This is a genomic window from Lentzea sp. NPDC004789, from assembly GCF_053601075.1.
The window spans coordinates 305,938-321,259 of sequence record NZ_JBSGBE010000008.1 but is presented as its reverse complement, the minus strand read 5'-3'; the positions used below and the strand labels follow the sequence as shown (position 1 = coordinate 321,259).

Sequence of the window (15,322 nt, the reverse complement as noted above, 5' to 3'; positions counted from 1 at the left end):
GCGCTCTACCGGTTGGGATCGCGGATGACGGTGACAGGACCGGGGTCCGTGAGGGAACTCCCTGGAGTGCCTGGGAGGTCCGCTGCCGGCCGCACCGGTCCCCGCACTGCGGCGCCACACTATGCCAACCGGTGGACGGCCGCCATGCGAGCGTGCGCGGGTGCTCTCCGTGGATCGCGGAATTTGTTGCGCGAGTGCGGACATGTGCGGTTGAACGCGGTGGCGGCGTGGAGGATCGGACGCGGCGCAGACGGGAGGAAGACGAGTTGGGCCACGACGTGATCACGGTCAACGCCTCGGCGGCTCGCGGGCACCGGTCCATTTCGGACGCTCTGGCGTCTGCTGTGGACGGTTCCGTGATCCTGGTGAGCCCTGGCCGCTACCAGGAGTCCCTGGTGCTGACCAAGGCCGTCACCATCACCGCGGAGGACGGTCCCGGCACCGTCGAGCTGCTCGCCGCGGAAGGGCCCGCCGTGCTGCTGCACGAGGGCTCCGCCGCGCTGACCGGGCTGACCGTCTCCTCCGCCGACACCGACTCGCCCGCCGTGCTCGTCGCCGCGGGTCAGCTGAGCTTCACCGAGTGCGTGATCACCGCCTCCGCCTGGTCCGCCGTCTACGCCACCGGTAAGGGCGCGGTGCTGATGCGCGGCTGCGAGGTCCGCAACCCTGCCGGTGCCGGTGTCGTGGTCACCTCCTCCGGCGCCAACCTGATGGACTCCTGCCAGCTGCGCGACCTCGGCACGTCGGGCGTGGTGATCGCCGAGCACGGCGAGCTCGTCATGCGCGCGTGCGGTGTGCGGGACGCGGGCGGCAACGGCATCTGCCTCAACGGGCACGGCCGGATCACGGTGACCGACTCGACCGTCACCGGCACCGCCAAGCCGGCCGTGGCGGTCGAGCAGCACGCGGGCGCGGTGGCCACCCGTCTCGCGGTGAGCGACGTCGCCGGCATCGGGTTCTACCTGGCCTCCTCCGGCAACATCCTGCTGGAGGACTGCTCCGTGACCGGTGCGGGCGCGGAGGGCGTGTTCACCGCCGAGTCGTGCGCGCCGGTGCTGCGCCGGTTCCAGGTCCGCCGGACCAGGGACCACGGCTACCTGTTCACCGGCCAGGCCGCCGGCACCGCGGAGGACTGCGAGGCCCGCGACGTCGTCGGCGTCGGCATCGGGGTGACCGACCGCGGCACCACCGAGATCACCCGCGCCTCCGTGTCGTCCTGCACGGGCGCCGGAGTGCGGCTGAGCACCTCTGCCGACCCGTTCTTCCGCCGGCTGCACGTGGTCGGCTGCGACGGCGCGGCGATCGAGGCGGCGGACGGCGCGCTCGGCAAGTTCGAGAACGTCGAGCTCGAACGGTGCGGCCGCAACGGCATCGCGGTGCTCACCGGGGCACGCACGTCGATCACCGGGGCGAGCGTGCGCGGCAGCGCGGGCGCGGCGGTGATCGTGCGGGAGGCGACGCTGAGCCTGACCGGCTGCGAGATCGCCGAGTCCGGTGGCGACGGCGTGCTCGTCGACACCGGCGGTGAGATCAACGCGGTCCGCTGCCGGGTGCGCGACGGCAAGGGCAGCGGTTTCCTGTTCGGCGTGGGTTCCTCCGGCACGCTGGAGGAGTCCGAGTTCACCGCGAACAGCGCCGACGGCATCGGCGTGCAGAGCGAGCTGAGCATCCGGATCGCCGACTGCCTCGTGCGCGACAACCTCGGTTCCGGCCTGCGGCAGACCAGGGGCAGCACCGCACTGCAGGTGCTCGGCCTGCGCAGCACGGGCAACGCGACGCGCGACGCGTACGGAACGATGTCGGCGAGCGGTGCCACGACCTCCCCGACCACGACGGCGCAGGCGGCACCCGCTCCACCGCAACAGCAGGAACGCGGCGTGGCCAACGACCCGATCAGCGAGCTCAACGCGCTGGTAGGCCTGGAAGGCGTCAAGCGCGAGGTCAACTCGCTGGTCAACCTCAACCTGATGGCCAAGCGCCGGGTCGAGGCCGGGCTCTCGGCGCCGCCGATGGCGAGGCACCTGGTGTTCGCGGGAGCTCCCGGTACCGGCAAGACGACGGTCGCCCGGCTCTACGGCGCAGTGCTCGCCGACCTCGGCGTGCTGCGCTCCGGCCACCTCGTGGAGGTCGCGCGCGCGGACCTCGTCGCGCAGATCATCGGCGGCACCGCGATCAAGACCACCGAGGTGTTCAACACCGCGCTGGGCGGCGTCCTGTTCATCGACGAGGCGTACACGCTCGCTGCGGGGCAGGGCGGTGGCACCGGTCCCGACTTCGGCCGCGAAGCGATCGACACGCTGCTCAAGCTGATGGAGGACCACCGCGAGGACGTGGTGGTGATCGCCGCCGGCTACTCGAAGGAGATGGCCGAGTTCCTGCGCGCCAACCCCGGCATGGAGTCGCGGTTCAGCCGCACCATCGAGTTCGAGAACTACAGCGCGGACGAGCTGGTCACGATCGTCCGGACGCACTGCAAGCGGCACGACTACCGGCTCGACGAGTCCGCGGCCGAGGTGCTCGAGGACTACTTCGAGCACATCCCGAAGGACGGCACGTTCGGCAACGGCCGCACCGCGCGCAAGGTGTTCGAGGTGATGGCCGACCGGCAGGCGACCCGGCTCGCGCTGTCGCCCGAGGTGACCGCCGTCGACATGACCGTGCTGCTGGCCGCGGACTTCGACGCCTCGATGGTGTGACACCTGACAGCTGCAACCAACGCGGAAATTGTTCAGAGGGTTTCGGAAATCACTGAACAGTTCCTCGGACGGGTGGTTGCGAAGTTTGCGGAAACTCCTTCGGTGCACAGGCGATTTCGTCACTGTCGTGCTTAGCCTTGCGGCCATCGGTAATGCCCGCGCGTGATTCCGCCCACCATTCGGCGTTCGGCCGAGGACGAGTGGCGTCACGTCGTCGCGGTTGACGCGTCCCCGTCGGGACCGGGCTCCCGCAGGCGAGGAGAGGTGATCGTGGCCAACGAACGCAAGGCTGTGGTGGGGCGCGCGGCGGAGCTCGCGGCGATGGGCGAATGCGCCGACACGGATGCACTGTTCTTGCTGCGCGGGCCCGGAGGGATCGGCAGAACCACTCTTCTAGCTGAATTCGCCCGGACGGCCCGCGAACGCGGAATCCGGGTGATAGCGCTTCCGTGCGCCGCCGGCGAAGAACGCTGGGACCACTTCCGGGCGAAGGTCGTGACGGAATTCTTCCGCGGCTCGTTCGCCGAGTTCGGCAGCCCGAAGGTCCTCGAGGCGCTCGCCGCGATCAACAGGTCCTGCCGGCCCGAGGCCTACGAGTCGACGCGGTCGCGGATCGCGCTGTTCACCGATCTGGTGCGGCTGTTCGAGCACGTCCGCGCCGAGGGGCCGCTGGCCGTCCTCGTCGACGACGTGCACCTCGCGGCACGGCCGGCCCTGGCCGTCGCGGCCGCGCGGCGGGCCGGGTGCACCGTCGTCGCCACCGTCCGGGAGGACCTCGCCGGCGCCGGACCGGCCGCGGTGAGCGGGCTCGCGGACCAGGTGCTCGACCTCGGCCCGATGCCCGCCGACGAGATCGGCGAGCTGCTCAACCGCGCCGCCGGCGGACGGCTGGACGCCGCCGTGGCACCCGCGCTGCGCGACGCGCTGGGATCGCTCGCGGGCAACCCCGCGGCCGCGCTCGCCCTGCTCGGCCAGGTGCGCCGCGAGGGCGGCCTCACCGACGTGCTCGGCAAGCTGTGCCTGCGCGAGCGCGGCGTCGTGACCGCGCTGCCCGCCGATCACGACCTGGTGCGCCACACCGCCGGGTTCGGCGACGTGGCGGTGCCGCTGGTCGCGCTGGCCGGCGCGGCCGGGTGGTTCGGCGTGGACGAGCTGCCGCTGTTCGCCGAGGCCTTCGGGCACGACCTGGCCGACTGCGGTGCCGTGGTCGACCGGCTGGTGGCGGCGGGTGTGCTCCGGTGCGCCGGCGACGGCGTGCTGACCGCGGCCTCCCCGGCGCTGGCGGAGGCCGTCGTCGGCACGCTCGGGCCGGACGGGGCGGCGACCGTGCTCGTCACCTTCGCCTCCCAGCTGCTGTGCAGCGGAGCGGCCCGGCCCGCGGTGCTCGCCGCGCACGTCGCCCACGCCGGTACCGCGCTCGCCCCCTGCGCCCCGCTGGTGCCGGTGCTGGACCGCGAGGCGACCCGGCTGCTGCGCACCGACCCGGCGGCGGCCGCCCGCTGGTACCGGGCCGCGCTGTGGCACTGCCAGGTCGGCTCCCCGGAGCACGAGCGTCTTCTGTGGACGGTGCTTCACCTGTTGGTGCGCGTGGGGGACCACGAGCTCCTGGCGGAGGTCGTCGAGGGGGCGGTGACCGCGGGAGCCGGGGACCGGTACGCGCTCGCGGCCGCCGCCGCGCTCGCCTCCGTCCACATCGGACGGCCGCTGCCCGCCGCCGTGCACAGCACGCTGGCCGGCTACCCCGAGACCCGTGCCCCGCTGGCGTTCGCGGCCCGCTGGTTCGCCGGCACGCCGATGCGGGTGAGCGACGTCGCGGCCGCGTTCGCCGAGTTCCGGGTCGACCCGTGCGCCGTCGTGGACGTGGCCGAGATCGAGGCGATCAGGGCCGCGGACGACAACCACGACGTGGTGGCGATGTTCCGGCTGGTGCTCGGCGACGAGTACGGCGAGCCCGCGAGCGGTCCGCTCGCGATCTACACCCGGTTGCTGCGCGACTACCTCGGCGGGAACTGGCGGTCGATCACGTCGCACGCCCGGCGGCTGGAGCTGGACGCGGCGCCGCGGGTCGCGATCCACGACGCCGCCCGTCTGCTCACCGCCGAGGTCCTGTCCTCGACGGACCACAAGAACGCCGCGCGGTGGCTGGACCTGGTCGACCAGGACTGCTCGTTGCCCGCCCTGCGCGCGTGGGCCGAGATCGGGCTCCTCTACCGCAGCGTCGGCTGGAACGAGGCGGCCGAGCTCGGCTGGGCGGCGTACGACCGCGTCCGGGACGAGGCCGAGCTGGACAACACCGCGGGCCTGCGGTGGTTCCTGGCGCGGATGGGCTACCTGGCGTGGACCATCGGCGACACCTGCGCGGCGGCTCGGGTGCACGCCGAGACCGCGCGGTGGCACGCCCGGTTCGGCGGCTCGGGTCTGCACGCGACCGAACGCATCGTCCGCGCCCTGGCCGAACGCGACGGCGCCGCCGCCGCCGAGGCGGTCGAGTTGTTGCGGGGTGCCGAAAGCCAGGCGGAGCTGATGCGGGCGTGCGCCACCGCGGCCTACGTCGGCGACGACCCCGCCACGTGGTACCAGGAGGCGCTGAGCATCGCGAAGCGCCTGGGAGAGGGCTGGATGGACGCCCACCTCCGGCGGATGATGCGCGAGCTGGGCATGGCCCCGCCGCGCGCGCGGGCCGCGCGGGACGACTTCTCCGACGTCGAGCTCCGGATCATCGCGCTGGTCAAGCAGGGCAGGACCAACCGCCAGATCGCCACGGCGGTCCGGATGAGCGAGAAGACCGTGGAGAACTACCTCACCCGGCTGTTCTCCAGGACGGGCTGCCGCACGCGGCTCGACCTGGCGGCCGCGAGCCTGGAAGGGCGGCTCGTCGCACAGCCGTGACCGGACCCTCCCCGAGCCTTTCCCCGAGCGCGGGCGTCGAACCGCGCGGCAACGTGAACTGCCCGAACGTCGCCTTCCTCGACGAGAACCTGGTCGTCCGCGAGGCGAACGACGAGTTCGTCCGCTACTTCGCGGGCACGGCGCGCGACGTGGTCGGGCAGCCGTTCGCCGCGCTGTTCCACCCGAGGTCGCAGCGGATGATCAGGTTCCGGTGCGACCAGCTCGTCGACGCGGGCGGCGGCCGGTTCACGCAGGGCGCGACGATCTCCTCGCGCGGCACCGAGCAACGGGTCCAGGTCACCGTGCTGGCCTACCGGCGCGTGCTCGCCGCGCGGGTGTCGACGTACGTGGCCTGGCCGGACGAGCCGGTGGCCGCCGACGAGTTCCGCGTCCTGCTGCTGGAGGCCCTCGCCGAGGGCGGGGAGCTCGCGGGCATCGCCGAGCGGCTGTCGTGCGGGCGGGACATGGTGTCCAGTCACCTCGACGTGCTCATGCGCGCGTTCGGTGCCGGCAACCGGACCGCACTCGTCGCACGGGCGTATTCGACCGGGGTGCTGGACGCCCGCGTGTGGCCCCCGCGCGTGCGCGGCCGCGCGAAGTTGCGAGCCCTGCGGCACCGAATTGCACCCGCCGAATGAAGAATGAGCTAGATTCATCCCTGTTTCTTTTTGTCGGTTGGTGAGGGAGTCGTTTTGGACACCGTGCGGTCCTTGCGATCGGTGGAGAGCAAGTCGCCTGCCGTGACCCGGGCCGTGGCGCTGGTCGAAGAACTCGCCCGGCAGCGCCGGCCGCTCGGCATCGCGGAACTCGCCAGGGCGCTCGACCTCGCGAAGTCGACGGTGGCGAACCTCTGCACCGCCCTCGAAGGCACGCACATGATCCGGCGGGTCGACGGCAGGTGGGCGCTCGGCTACAAGGTGGTCGAGCTCGGCCAGGCGTACCTCGCGGGCACCGACCTCGTCGAGGAGTTCCGCCGCACCGCGAACGAGCTGCCGGTCGGGGCGCAGGAGACGATGCTGCTCGCCGTGCTCGACGGGCTGGAGGTGGTCTACCTCGCCCGGCACGACGGCAGCCAGCCGGTGCGGCTGGCCAGCGACATCGGCCGCCGCATGCCCGCCGTGGTGACGGGGCTGGGCAAGGCGATGCTCGCGTCCCTGCCCGACGACGAGCTGGAGGAACGGCTCTCCCGCGTCGACCGGCTGCCCGTGCTCACGCCCAGGTCGCATCGCACGATGGACGAGCTGCGCCGCGACCTCGAGGCGACGCGGCAGCGCGGCTACGCGATCGACGACGAGCAGAACACCGAGGGCGTCGCCTGCGTCAGCGTGGCCCTGCCCGGCACGGAGATCCCCACGGCCGTGAGCGCCACCCTGCTCGCCGCGCGCATGACCGACCAATTGCGCACCGGGCTCGTGAAAGACCTCACCGCACTCGCCACCGGCCTCGCCCGTTCCGCGGCCCTGTAACCGAGCCCGAAAGCCGAAACCGCGTCACGATCCGCCACGCCGTTCGTCTCGATTGGCGACAGCTCGAAACCGTGCCGGGCCAGCGACGATGCGTCGCGAAACCTCAAGTGGTGCTCAAGTTGTCGAAACGCTACAACAAAACTGAGTAACCTGTTTCGTGTTTGAAAGTTGTACCAAATGCTGAACGCGGTGGCGGCCTGAAGCGTTCGGCACGACCCTGGTGCGGGCAAGGGAGTCGGGGATGGCGCTGTCCGAGGTTGGTGAGCGGCTGATCACCTGGCGACCGGCCGGGCGCCGACGACAGCTGCGCCAGGTGGTCGCCGAGGTGCGAGAGGCTGCCGCCGGACGGTTCGGAGTGCTGCATCTGCGCGGACCGCGCGCCATCGGCAAGTCCGCACTGGTCGAGCTGCTGCGGGACGAGGTGTGCGACGAGGCGGACGTCCTCCTGACCACCTGCACCGGCGGTCAGGACTTCAGCGCCGCGCGGAACCTGCTCGGAGCGGACGCGGTCGACGCGCTGCCGGCCGGGCGCGACGAGCACGCCCGGTTGTACGCGCTGACCGACCTGGTCGCCCGGCGCACTACGGACCGGCCGCTGGTGCTGGTCCTCGACGACGCCCACCTTTGCGATCGCATGACCGCCCGTTGGCTCGCCGTGCTCTCCCGCCGCATCCCCGAGCCGCGCGTCTACGTCGTGCTGGTCTACCCGTGCGCCGCCCGGATCGCCGCCGAGGAGATGTTCGCCGATCTCAGCGGCGCGCCCGCCACGACCACGATCGACCTCGGCCCGTTCGGCGAGGCCGACCTGACCGAGCTGATCACCCGCGAGTGCGGCTTCATCCCCGAGCGCGAGACGGTCCTCGCCGCACTGGAGTCGACCGCGGGCATCCCGGAGGTCGCGCTGGCCTGGACCGCGAAGGCCCGCACCCGCGACGCCGCGCCCGAGGTCGAGGCCGAGCTCGTCGCGTGGCAGCTCGGCTGGCTCGGCGAGCAGCCGGAGCCGACGCGCCGCTACCTCACCGCGGTGGCGGTGCTCGGTGGCGCCGGACCCGCGAGCGCGGCGACGCTCGCCGAGATCTCACCGGCGGCGGCCGGGGCGAAGCGCGCGGAACTGGTGGCCGTCGGGGTGCTCACCCCGGCCGGGTGCTTCCGGTCGCCCGCGTTGCGGGAACGGCTGCTCGCCGCGCTCGGCCAGGACGAGCTGGCCGCGCTGCGGACGAGGGCGGCGAGGCTGCTGACGGACGAGGGCCGTCCGCAGGAGGAGATCGCCGAACTGGTCATGCTGCTGCCCGCGCTGTCCGAGGTGTGGATGTTCTGCGCGCTGCGTGGCGCCGCACGGGAAGGCACGCTGAGCCCGGAGCTCGCGATCAGCTACCTGCGGCGGGTGCTGGACGCGGTGCCCGGCCACGTCGACACGCGCCAGGAGCTGGCGACCCGGCTGGCCGAGGTCGACCCGTCGGCGGCGATGGACGTCTACGCGGAGCTGCTCGCCGACGTCACCGACCCCGCGGTCCGCGCGTCGGTGGCGATCAACTGCGGTGCGATGGCGCTGCGGGCGGGCCGCGGCCCCGAGGGGTTCCGGTTGCTCTCCGAGCTGCTGTGCGAGGAGACGCGCGCCGGCCGGCTCACCGCGATCGACCCGGAGCTGCGGGCCCAGGCCGAGGCCATGACGCTGGTCAACGGGTTCAGCGGTTCGGCCACGGTCAGCCAGGCGATGGACCGGGCCAGGGTGATCACGGCGTCCGCGGGCCGGGCGGCGGGCGGCCGCCGGCTCGCGCAGCAGCTCGCCAGGGCGGAGGTGCTGCGCGGCGAGTCGCTGCCCACGGCGCTGGGCCACCTCAGGTCCGCGCTGCCCGCGCCCAACGGCGCCCGCGGGTTCTGGGACGTCTTCACGGTCACGTCGCTGCACTTCTGCGGCGAACGGACGGCGGCCATGACGCTGGCGGACGAGATCGTCGAGGCCGCCTCGTACCCCGACCGCCTGGAGACGCGCAAGATCGCCCTGGGGATTCGCGCGGGCCTCGCGTACGAAGCCGGTGACCTGGTGCAGGCCGAGCGGGACGCCGAGGCCGCGCTGGCCGTCGAAGGTCCTGACGACTTCGGCGCGCTGGCCGTGCTGGCGTCGGTGCTGGTGCGGCGTGGCGACACGGACCGGACCGAGCAGCTCCTGCACCGGATGCGCGCGCCCCGCGACCCGGTCGAGTACGGGTGGACGCTCGACGCGAAGGCGCACTGGCTGTGGAACTGCGGCGACGCCGAGGCGGCGCTGGACATGCTCCAGCGGTGCGGCCGGGAGTTCGACGCGATGGGCGTGCACAACCCGGTGCTCGTGCCGTGGTGGATCGACGCCGTCGCGGTGACCATGCGGCTGGGCAGGCTCTCCGAGGCGGCCGAGCTCGCCGAACGCGGTGCCGAGGCCGCGCTCCGCTGGGACACGCCCGCCGCGCGCGGCTACGCCCTGCTCGCCGAGGGGATGAGCACGGGAGACGTCCCGACGCTGGAGCAGGCCGTCGTCGAGCTCGGCGAGGCGGGGTCGCGGCTGTGCGAGGCGCAGGCGTTGCGGGCGCTGGGCAACGCGCTGATGCGCGAGCAGGACGAGAAGACCGCCCGCAAGCACCTGCGCGCGGCGATGGACATCGCGGTGCGCTGCGGCGCGAGCATGGCCGCGGACCGGGCGCACGAGTTGCTGACGGCCGCGGGCGGACGGGTGAGCGCGGTGCACGCCTCACCCAGGGACGCGCTCACCAGCGGTGAGCTCAGGGTCGCGGAGCTGGCCGCGGAAGGGCTGACCAACCGGGAGATCGCCGAAAAGCTGTACGTCACGGTGCGCACGGTGGAAAGCCACCTCTCGAACGCCTACCGGAAGCTCGGCGCCCAGACCCGTGCCGAACTCGCGGTGGAGCTGCGATGAGCGCGTTGGTGGAACGGGACGCCGCACTGGCCGTGCTGGAACGGTCGGTGCGGATGCTCGCGTCGAACCGGTCGTCGCTGCTGGAGATCTGCGGTCACCGCGGTGCCGGCCGGACCGCCGTGCTGGAGCACGCCGTGAGCCTCGCCGTGCGCGCGGACGTCACGGTCCTGACCGCCGCGGGCGGATGTGCCGCCCTGAGCGGAACCGGTGGTGTGGCGGCGGAGCTGATGTCCCAGCTGCATCGCGGCGACAGCGGCCCGGCGGCCATCGGCGCGTTGGTCGACCTGGCCCGCCAGGCGCCGGTGCTGATCGCCGTGGACGACGCGGACCTGCTCGATCCGGAGTCGCTCGGCTGGCTCGCGAGCCTCGCCGGACGGGCCGTCCAGGTGCCGATGGTGGTCGTGGCGGTCACGGACGCCTGTGTGCCGGTCCTGCCGGGAGCCACGACGGTGCCGTTGCGGCCGCTCGGGCCCGACGGCGTCGCGGCGTTGGTGACGAGCAGGTTCGGCAGGCCGGGCGACGAGGAGTTCGCGGTGGCGCTGCACGAGCACACCGGCGGTCGTCCCGCGACGTTGTGGCCGCTGCTCGACCGGTGCGCCGAAGACGGCCTGGAGCCCGTCGGCGCCAGTGCCGGCGCGGTGGCGGGCATCGCGGCCGACGTGCTCGCGGACTTCACCAGCCGAACCCTCCGCTCGCTGCCCGCCGAGGTCGTCGACCTGCTGCGGGTGGTCGCGGTCTGCGGCCCGTTGTTCCCGGTCGACCTGATGGGGGTGCTGGCCGGGCTGCGGACGTTCTCGCTCGGCCGCGCGCTGGAGCTGCTGACGGGTGCCGGGCTGGTGACGGAGCCGGGCAAGCCGGAGCTGGCCGCGGGCATCCGGATGTCGCGCGTCCTGGACGGCATGCCGGTGCCGGCGCGGGAGGACCTGCACGCGCGGGCGGCCCGGCTGGGACACCAGTGCGCCGTCCTCCCGTCGGAGGTGGCACGCCTGCTGGTCGGAGCGGCACCGCTCGGCGAGTCGTGGGTGGTGCCGCTGCTGCGGACCGTGGCACGGGACGAGGTGGACGGCGGCCACCCGGCCGAGGCCGCCGGCTACCTGCGCCGGGCGCTTCTCGAGCCGGTCACCCCGCTCGTGCGGGCGGAGATCGAGCTGGAACTGTCCGTCGCGGAGTACGCGGTCACCCCTGTCGCCGCGGACCGCAGGCTCGCCAAGATGCTGCTGGAGCCGCAGCCCGCGGAGTGCGCCGAGGTGCGGCTCGCGGCGGCCGACCAGCTGTGGGGCCGCGGTGACGCCGCTCTGCTGCGTCGCACCCTCACCGCCGTCCGGTGCATCGGCGGCGATCGCGACGCCGTCACGTCGTTGTACTGGATTGCCGACGACGCCCCGGTCGAGATGCCGGAGCTGGGCATTCTCGACACGGCCGAACTGCCCGTCTCGTGCGGGAACCCCGACCGCGCCGGTGTCGCCGCGTGGATGCAGGCGTGTCAGGGCGTCGACGCCGAGCACGCCAGGGAGGCCGCGACCACCGCGGTCCAGGCTCCCGCCAGGCTGCTCACCTCCCGGCTGTTCGGTTGTCTCACGCTGTCCGCGCTCGACGACGTCGCCGGTGCCGTCGCGGGCCTGGACCAGGTGATCGCCGAAGCCCGCCGGAGGCGGTTGACCACCGTCGTGCCGCAGGCGCTGATGATGCGGGCGAAGGTGCGGGCGCTGGCGGGCGAGCTGGACAACGCCGCCGCCGACATGGACGAGGCGCAGTCGGTGTACCCGCTGGAGAACCTGCACCCGGACGCGCGCCCGATCATGGTCGGCGCGGACGTGCTGGTGAACCTCGAACGCGGCCAGCTCGACCGCGCGATCGAGCTGGCCGCGAGCCAGCCGGACGAGCGGATCGGCTTCGGCTACGCGCGCACGTTCTTCAACTTCGCCCGCGCCGTGCTCGCCCTCGTGACCGGCGACCCCGCCGAAGCCGTGGCACGCGCGGACGAGTGCGGCCGCTGGATGCTGTCGCGGCAGTGGGTGAACCCCGCCGCACTGCCCTGGCGTTCGATCGCCGCGGCCGCCCTGGCCGCTACCGGCGACCACGAGCGCGCGGCCCGCATGTGCGCGCGCGACCTGGAACTCGCGCAACGCTGGGGCGCGCCCAGCACCACCGCCCGCGCCCACCTGAGCTGCGCGGCCGTCGTCGGCGGGGAGGCCCACCTGCGGGAGGCCGTCCGCCTGCTCGACGGCTCGCCGTTCCGGCTGCTGCGCGCGACCGCACTGCTCGAACTCGCGCAGGTCGTCGACCCCGCCGCCGCGACGCCGATGATCAACGAGGCGGCGGAGATCGCCGTGCTGTGCCGATCGACCCCGCTGCTCCACCGGGCCCGCGGGCTCGGCTGGATGCCCACGGCATGACGAGAGGATGCGCGACCGGAGTGCTGCTCGAACGCGATGACGAGACGAGCCTGGTGGGTCGGGCTCTCGAGCAGGCTCGTGCCGGCATCGGCAGCGTCGTGGTGCTGGCCGGCCCGCTGGGCAACGGCAAGACCGCGTTGCTCCGCGCGCTGTCCCGGCATCCCGGCGCCGAGGCCTTCGCCGTGCTGCACGCGTCCGCGACCTCGATGGAGCGCGAGCACGCCTACGGGGTGGTGCGGCAGCTGCTCGAACCGGTGCTGGCCGACGCGCCGGAGGAGGTGTGGGCGGGGGCCGCGGCGCTCGCCGGTCCGGTGTTCGACCGGGACGGGGCCGCCCAGGAGGCCGACGACGCCCGGCAGTCCGTCCACCTCGGCCTGCTCACCCTCGGCCGCAACCTCAGCGCGATCAAGCCGCTCTTCGTGCTGGTCGACGACCTGCAGTGGGTCGACGAGCCGTCGCTCGCCATGCTGGAACTGCTGGCCGGCCGGGTCGGGCACCTGCGGGTGGTGATGGTGGTGACGGTGCGCGAGGGCGACCCGCTGGCCGAACGGCCCGCGGCGGCGTCGATCCTCGCCGCGGCCACGAGGCGGCTGCGGCCGCGGCCGTTGAGCGCGGCGGGGGCCGCGAAGCTCGTGCGCGCCAAGCTGGGACGTGAGTGCGACGAGGCGTTCGGGCTGGCCTGTCACGAGGCGACCGGCGGCAACCCGTTGCTGCTCACCGGCCTGGCACTGGCGTGGGCGGTCGGAGGTGAGCCGCCGTCCGCGGAGAACGCGGAGCTCGTGCGCGCGGTGCGTCCCGCGCAGGCACGCGAGCGGGTGGTCGCCTGCATGCGGGCGCAACCCGAGCCGGTGCGGCGGCTGCTGAAGGCGGCGGCCGTGCTGGGGGAGTCCGCCGAACTGGACGCGGTGAGCGTGCTCGCCGAGGTCGACGAGTCGTCGACCGACGAGATCGTGCGCGCGCTGGGCCGGCTCGGGCTGTTCTCCGGCACCGGCTTCGCCCATCCGTGGGTGCGGGAGGCCGTCGACGACCTGATGACCGCCGGGGAACGCGAAGAGCTGCACCTGCGTGCCGTGCGGTTGCTGTACGACCTGGGCAAACCCGTGGAGACCGTGGCCGGGCAGCTGCTCGCCACCTCGACGCCCCAGGGGATGTGGGCGGTGGAGGCGCTGCGGGACGCCGCGCACGTCGCGCTGCGGCGCGGTGCGCCCGAGACCGCCGTCGCCTACCTGCGGCGCGCTCTGCTGGAGACGTCCGTCTCCGGGCAGGACCGCGCGACCGTGCTCGTCGACCTGGCGAGCGCGGAACGGCTGCTCGACGTGAACGCGGCGGTGCGCACGCTCTCGTACGCGGTCGCCCTGCTGCCCGGCCCCCGCGAACGGGCGGCCGCGCTGATCAGGCTCGCGTCCGCGGTCATGGGGGACGCGCCGGACGCCATCGTCTCCGTGCTGCGCGGCGTGTTCGAGGAGTTCGGGCCGCCGGAGCGGCTCAGCGGGGTCGACCGCGACCTGTCCCTGCGGCTGGAGGCGAGGCTGCGGTTCGTCTGCCGGTCGGAGCCGTGGGGGCTCGCCGGCACCGCCACGCGGCTGGACGAGCTGCAGGAGGAGGAGTGGACCGACAGCGGAGCGGCCCGCGAGCTGTTGTCGGTGCTGGTGAACACGGCCGCGTTGACGGTGGCCGTGCCCGCTCGCCGGGTGGCGGTGCTGGCCGAGCAGCTGCTGGCGCGTGAGCCCGCGTCGTCGGCGCACTCGGTGAGTGCGGCGCCGTTGCTGGTGACGGCACTGGCCGCGGCGGACTCGCCGGGGGCGCTGGAGGGCTGGCTCGATCGGGCGCTGGGCGCCGCGCGGCAACGCGGTGACCTCGTCGAACAGGCGATGATCCGCACCGAGCAGTCGTTGGTCCACCTCATCACGGGCCAGGTCGCCGAGGCGACGCGCGCCGCGTCCGACGCGTTCGAGCTGGGCGCGTGGAACTGGGGCTCGGTCGGCACGTCCGCCGCCGTCGTGTCCGGCGCCGTCGCCCTGCAGCTCGGTGATCCGGTCCTCATCGACCAGGTGCTCGCCACGGTCACGGAGGAGCCGGCGAACCCGTGCCTGGCCACGGTGACCGGACTGCTGCGCGGGCACGCGGCCGTCGTGCGCGGTGAGCACGCCGCCGCGGCGGTGACGCTGGCCGACTGCGGCGCGCACCTGGACAGATCCGGCTGGCGCAACCCCGTGCTGTTCCCGTGGCGGTCGGCACTCGCGCTGGTCAAGCTCAAGCTCGGCGCCACGTGCGACGCGATCGCGCTCGCCGAGGAGGAGCGGCTGATCGCGGAGGAGTGGGGAGCGGCGTCGGGCATCGGCAGAACCCTGCGCGTGCTCGGGCGGATCGTCGGAGGCGACCCCGGTCTGGAGCTCACCGGCCGGGCGATCGAGGTGCTGCGGACCTCGGCGCACCGGCTGGAGCTCCTGCGCGCGCTGCGGCAACGCGCCGAACTCACCGAATGCCCCGACGCGTGGCGCACCTGCCTCGAACTCGCCGAGGAAATCGGCGCGAAGCGGATCGCGCACCGCGCTCGCATCGCACTCGGATTCAGCACTTCCGCCAGCACCGGCGGAAAACTGACCCGGTCCGAGCAGAAAGTCGCGATGCTGGCGGTGAGCGGCCGTTCGAACCAGGAAATCGCCGAACTGCTCGACGTCACTTCGCGAGCCGTCGAGAAACACCTCACGAACACCTACCGCAAGCTCGGGGTGCGGCGGCGCTCGGAGCTCGCCGAGGCGCTCCGGAGCGTAGGGTCGGCGTCACCGGCCTGATGACGAACTGTCACCGGTTCGGAGCAGCCAGATCGATGCAGTACGGCTAATGCAATCCCCTGAACAGCCTATCTTCAACCGAACTGACGTCATACGTCTGACCGAACCGTCACGCTCCGTGGCCCCCGTACCGAACCATAGGTGGAACGGCACCACAGTATTTGGTACG

7 protein-coding genes are annotated in these 15,322 nt (G+C 73.2%); all 7 read left to right on the top strand.

Annotated features, from left to right (window positions below; genetic code table 11):
• Nucleotides 1–227: 227 nt before the first annotated feature.
• The 7 genes from ACWEIJ_RS21085 to ACWEIJ_RS21055 all read left to right on the top strand — a co-directional run bounded on the left by ACWEIJ_RS21085 (nucleotide 228) and on the right by ACWEIJ_RS21055 (nucleotide 15,153).
• A complete protein-coding gene (locus ACWEIJ_RS21085; protein WP_449838878.1) occupies nucleotides 228–2,696 on the top strand; it encodes a right-handed parallel beta-helix repeat-containing protein in 2,469 nt (822 codons plus the stop codon).
• Nucleotides 2,697–2,966: 270 nt separating this feature from the next.
• The gene (locus tag ACWEIJ_RS21080) at nucleotides 2,967–5,585 is read left to right on the top strand and encodes an AAA family ATPase (RefSeq protein WP_449838877.1); all 2,619 of its coding nucleotides are present in this window, start codon (nucleotides 2,967–2,969) and stop codon (nucleotides 5,583–5,585) included.
• Nucleotides 5,582–6,223 (top strand): PAS domain-containing protein, encoded by a 642-nt coding sequence (locus tag ACWEIJ_RS21075; protein WP_449838876.1) that lies wholly within the window; start codon nucleotides 5,582–5,584, stop codon nucleotides 6,221–6,223. Before ACWEIJ_RS21080 ends, ACWEIJ_RS21075 begins: the two co-directional genes overlap by 4 nt.
• An 81-nt stretch (nucleotides 6,224–6,304) precedes the next feature.
• Nucleotides 6,305–7,051 carry an IclR family transcriptional regulator gene (locus ACWEIJ_RS21070; protein WP_449838936.1) on the top strand — a complete coding sequence of 249 codons (747 nt, stop codon included), beginning with the start codon at nucleotides 6,305–6,307 and terminating at the stop codon, nucleotides 7,049–7,051.
• Between the two features lie 241 nt (nucleotides 7,052–7,292).
• Complete coding sequence (locus ACWEIJ_RS21065; protein WP_449838875.1) at nucleotides 7,293–9,962, top strand: AAA family ATPase; 2,670 nt, start codon at nucleotides 7,293–7,295, stop codon at nucleotides 9,960–9,962.
• Complete coding sequence (locus ACWEIJ_RS21060) at nucleotides 9,959–12,358, top strand: hypothetical protein (protein ID WP_449838874.1); 2,400 nt, start codon at nucleotides 9,959–9,961, stop codon at nucleotides 12,356–12,358. The genes ACWEIJ_RS21065 and ACWEIJ_RS21060 overlap by 4 nt, the downstream gene beginning before the upstream one ends.
• Entirely contained in the window at nucleotides 12,355–15,153 is a 2,799-nt protein-coding gene (locus ACWEIJ_RS21055; protein WP_449838873.1) for an ATP-binding protein, read from the top strand. The genes ACWEIJ_RS21060 and ACWEIJ_RS21055 overlap by 4 nt, the downstream gene beginning before the upstream one ends.
• Nucleotides 15,154–15,322 lie beyond the last annotated feature (169 nt).

Coding starts and splice junctions, on each gene's coding strand:
- ACWEIJ_RS21060 (WP_449838874.1), top strand. CDS start 9,959: ATGAGCGCGTTGGTGGAACGGGACGCCGCACTGGCCGTGCTGGAACGG.
- ACWEIJ_RS21055 (WP_449838873.1), top strand. CDS start 12,355: ATGACGAGAGGATGCGCGACCGGAGTGCTGCTCGAACGCGATGACGAG.
- ACWEIJ_RS21065 (WP_449838875.1), top strand. CDS start 7,293: ATGGCGCTGTCCGAGGTTGGTGAGCGGCTGATCACCTGGCGACCGGCC.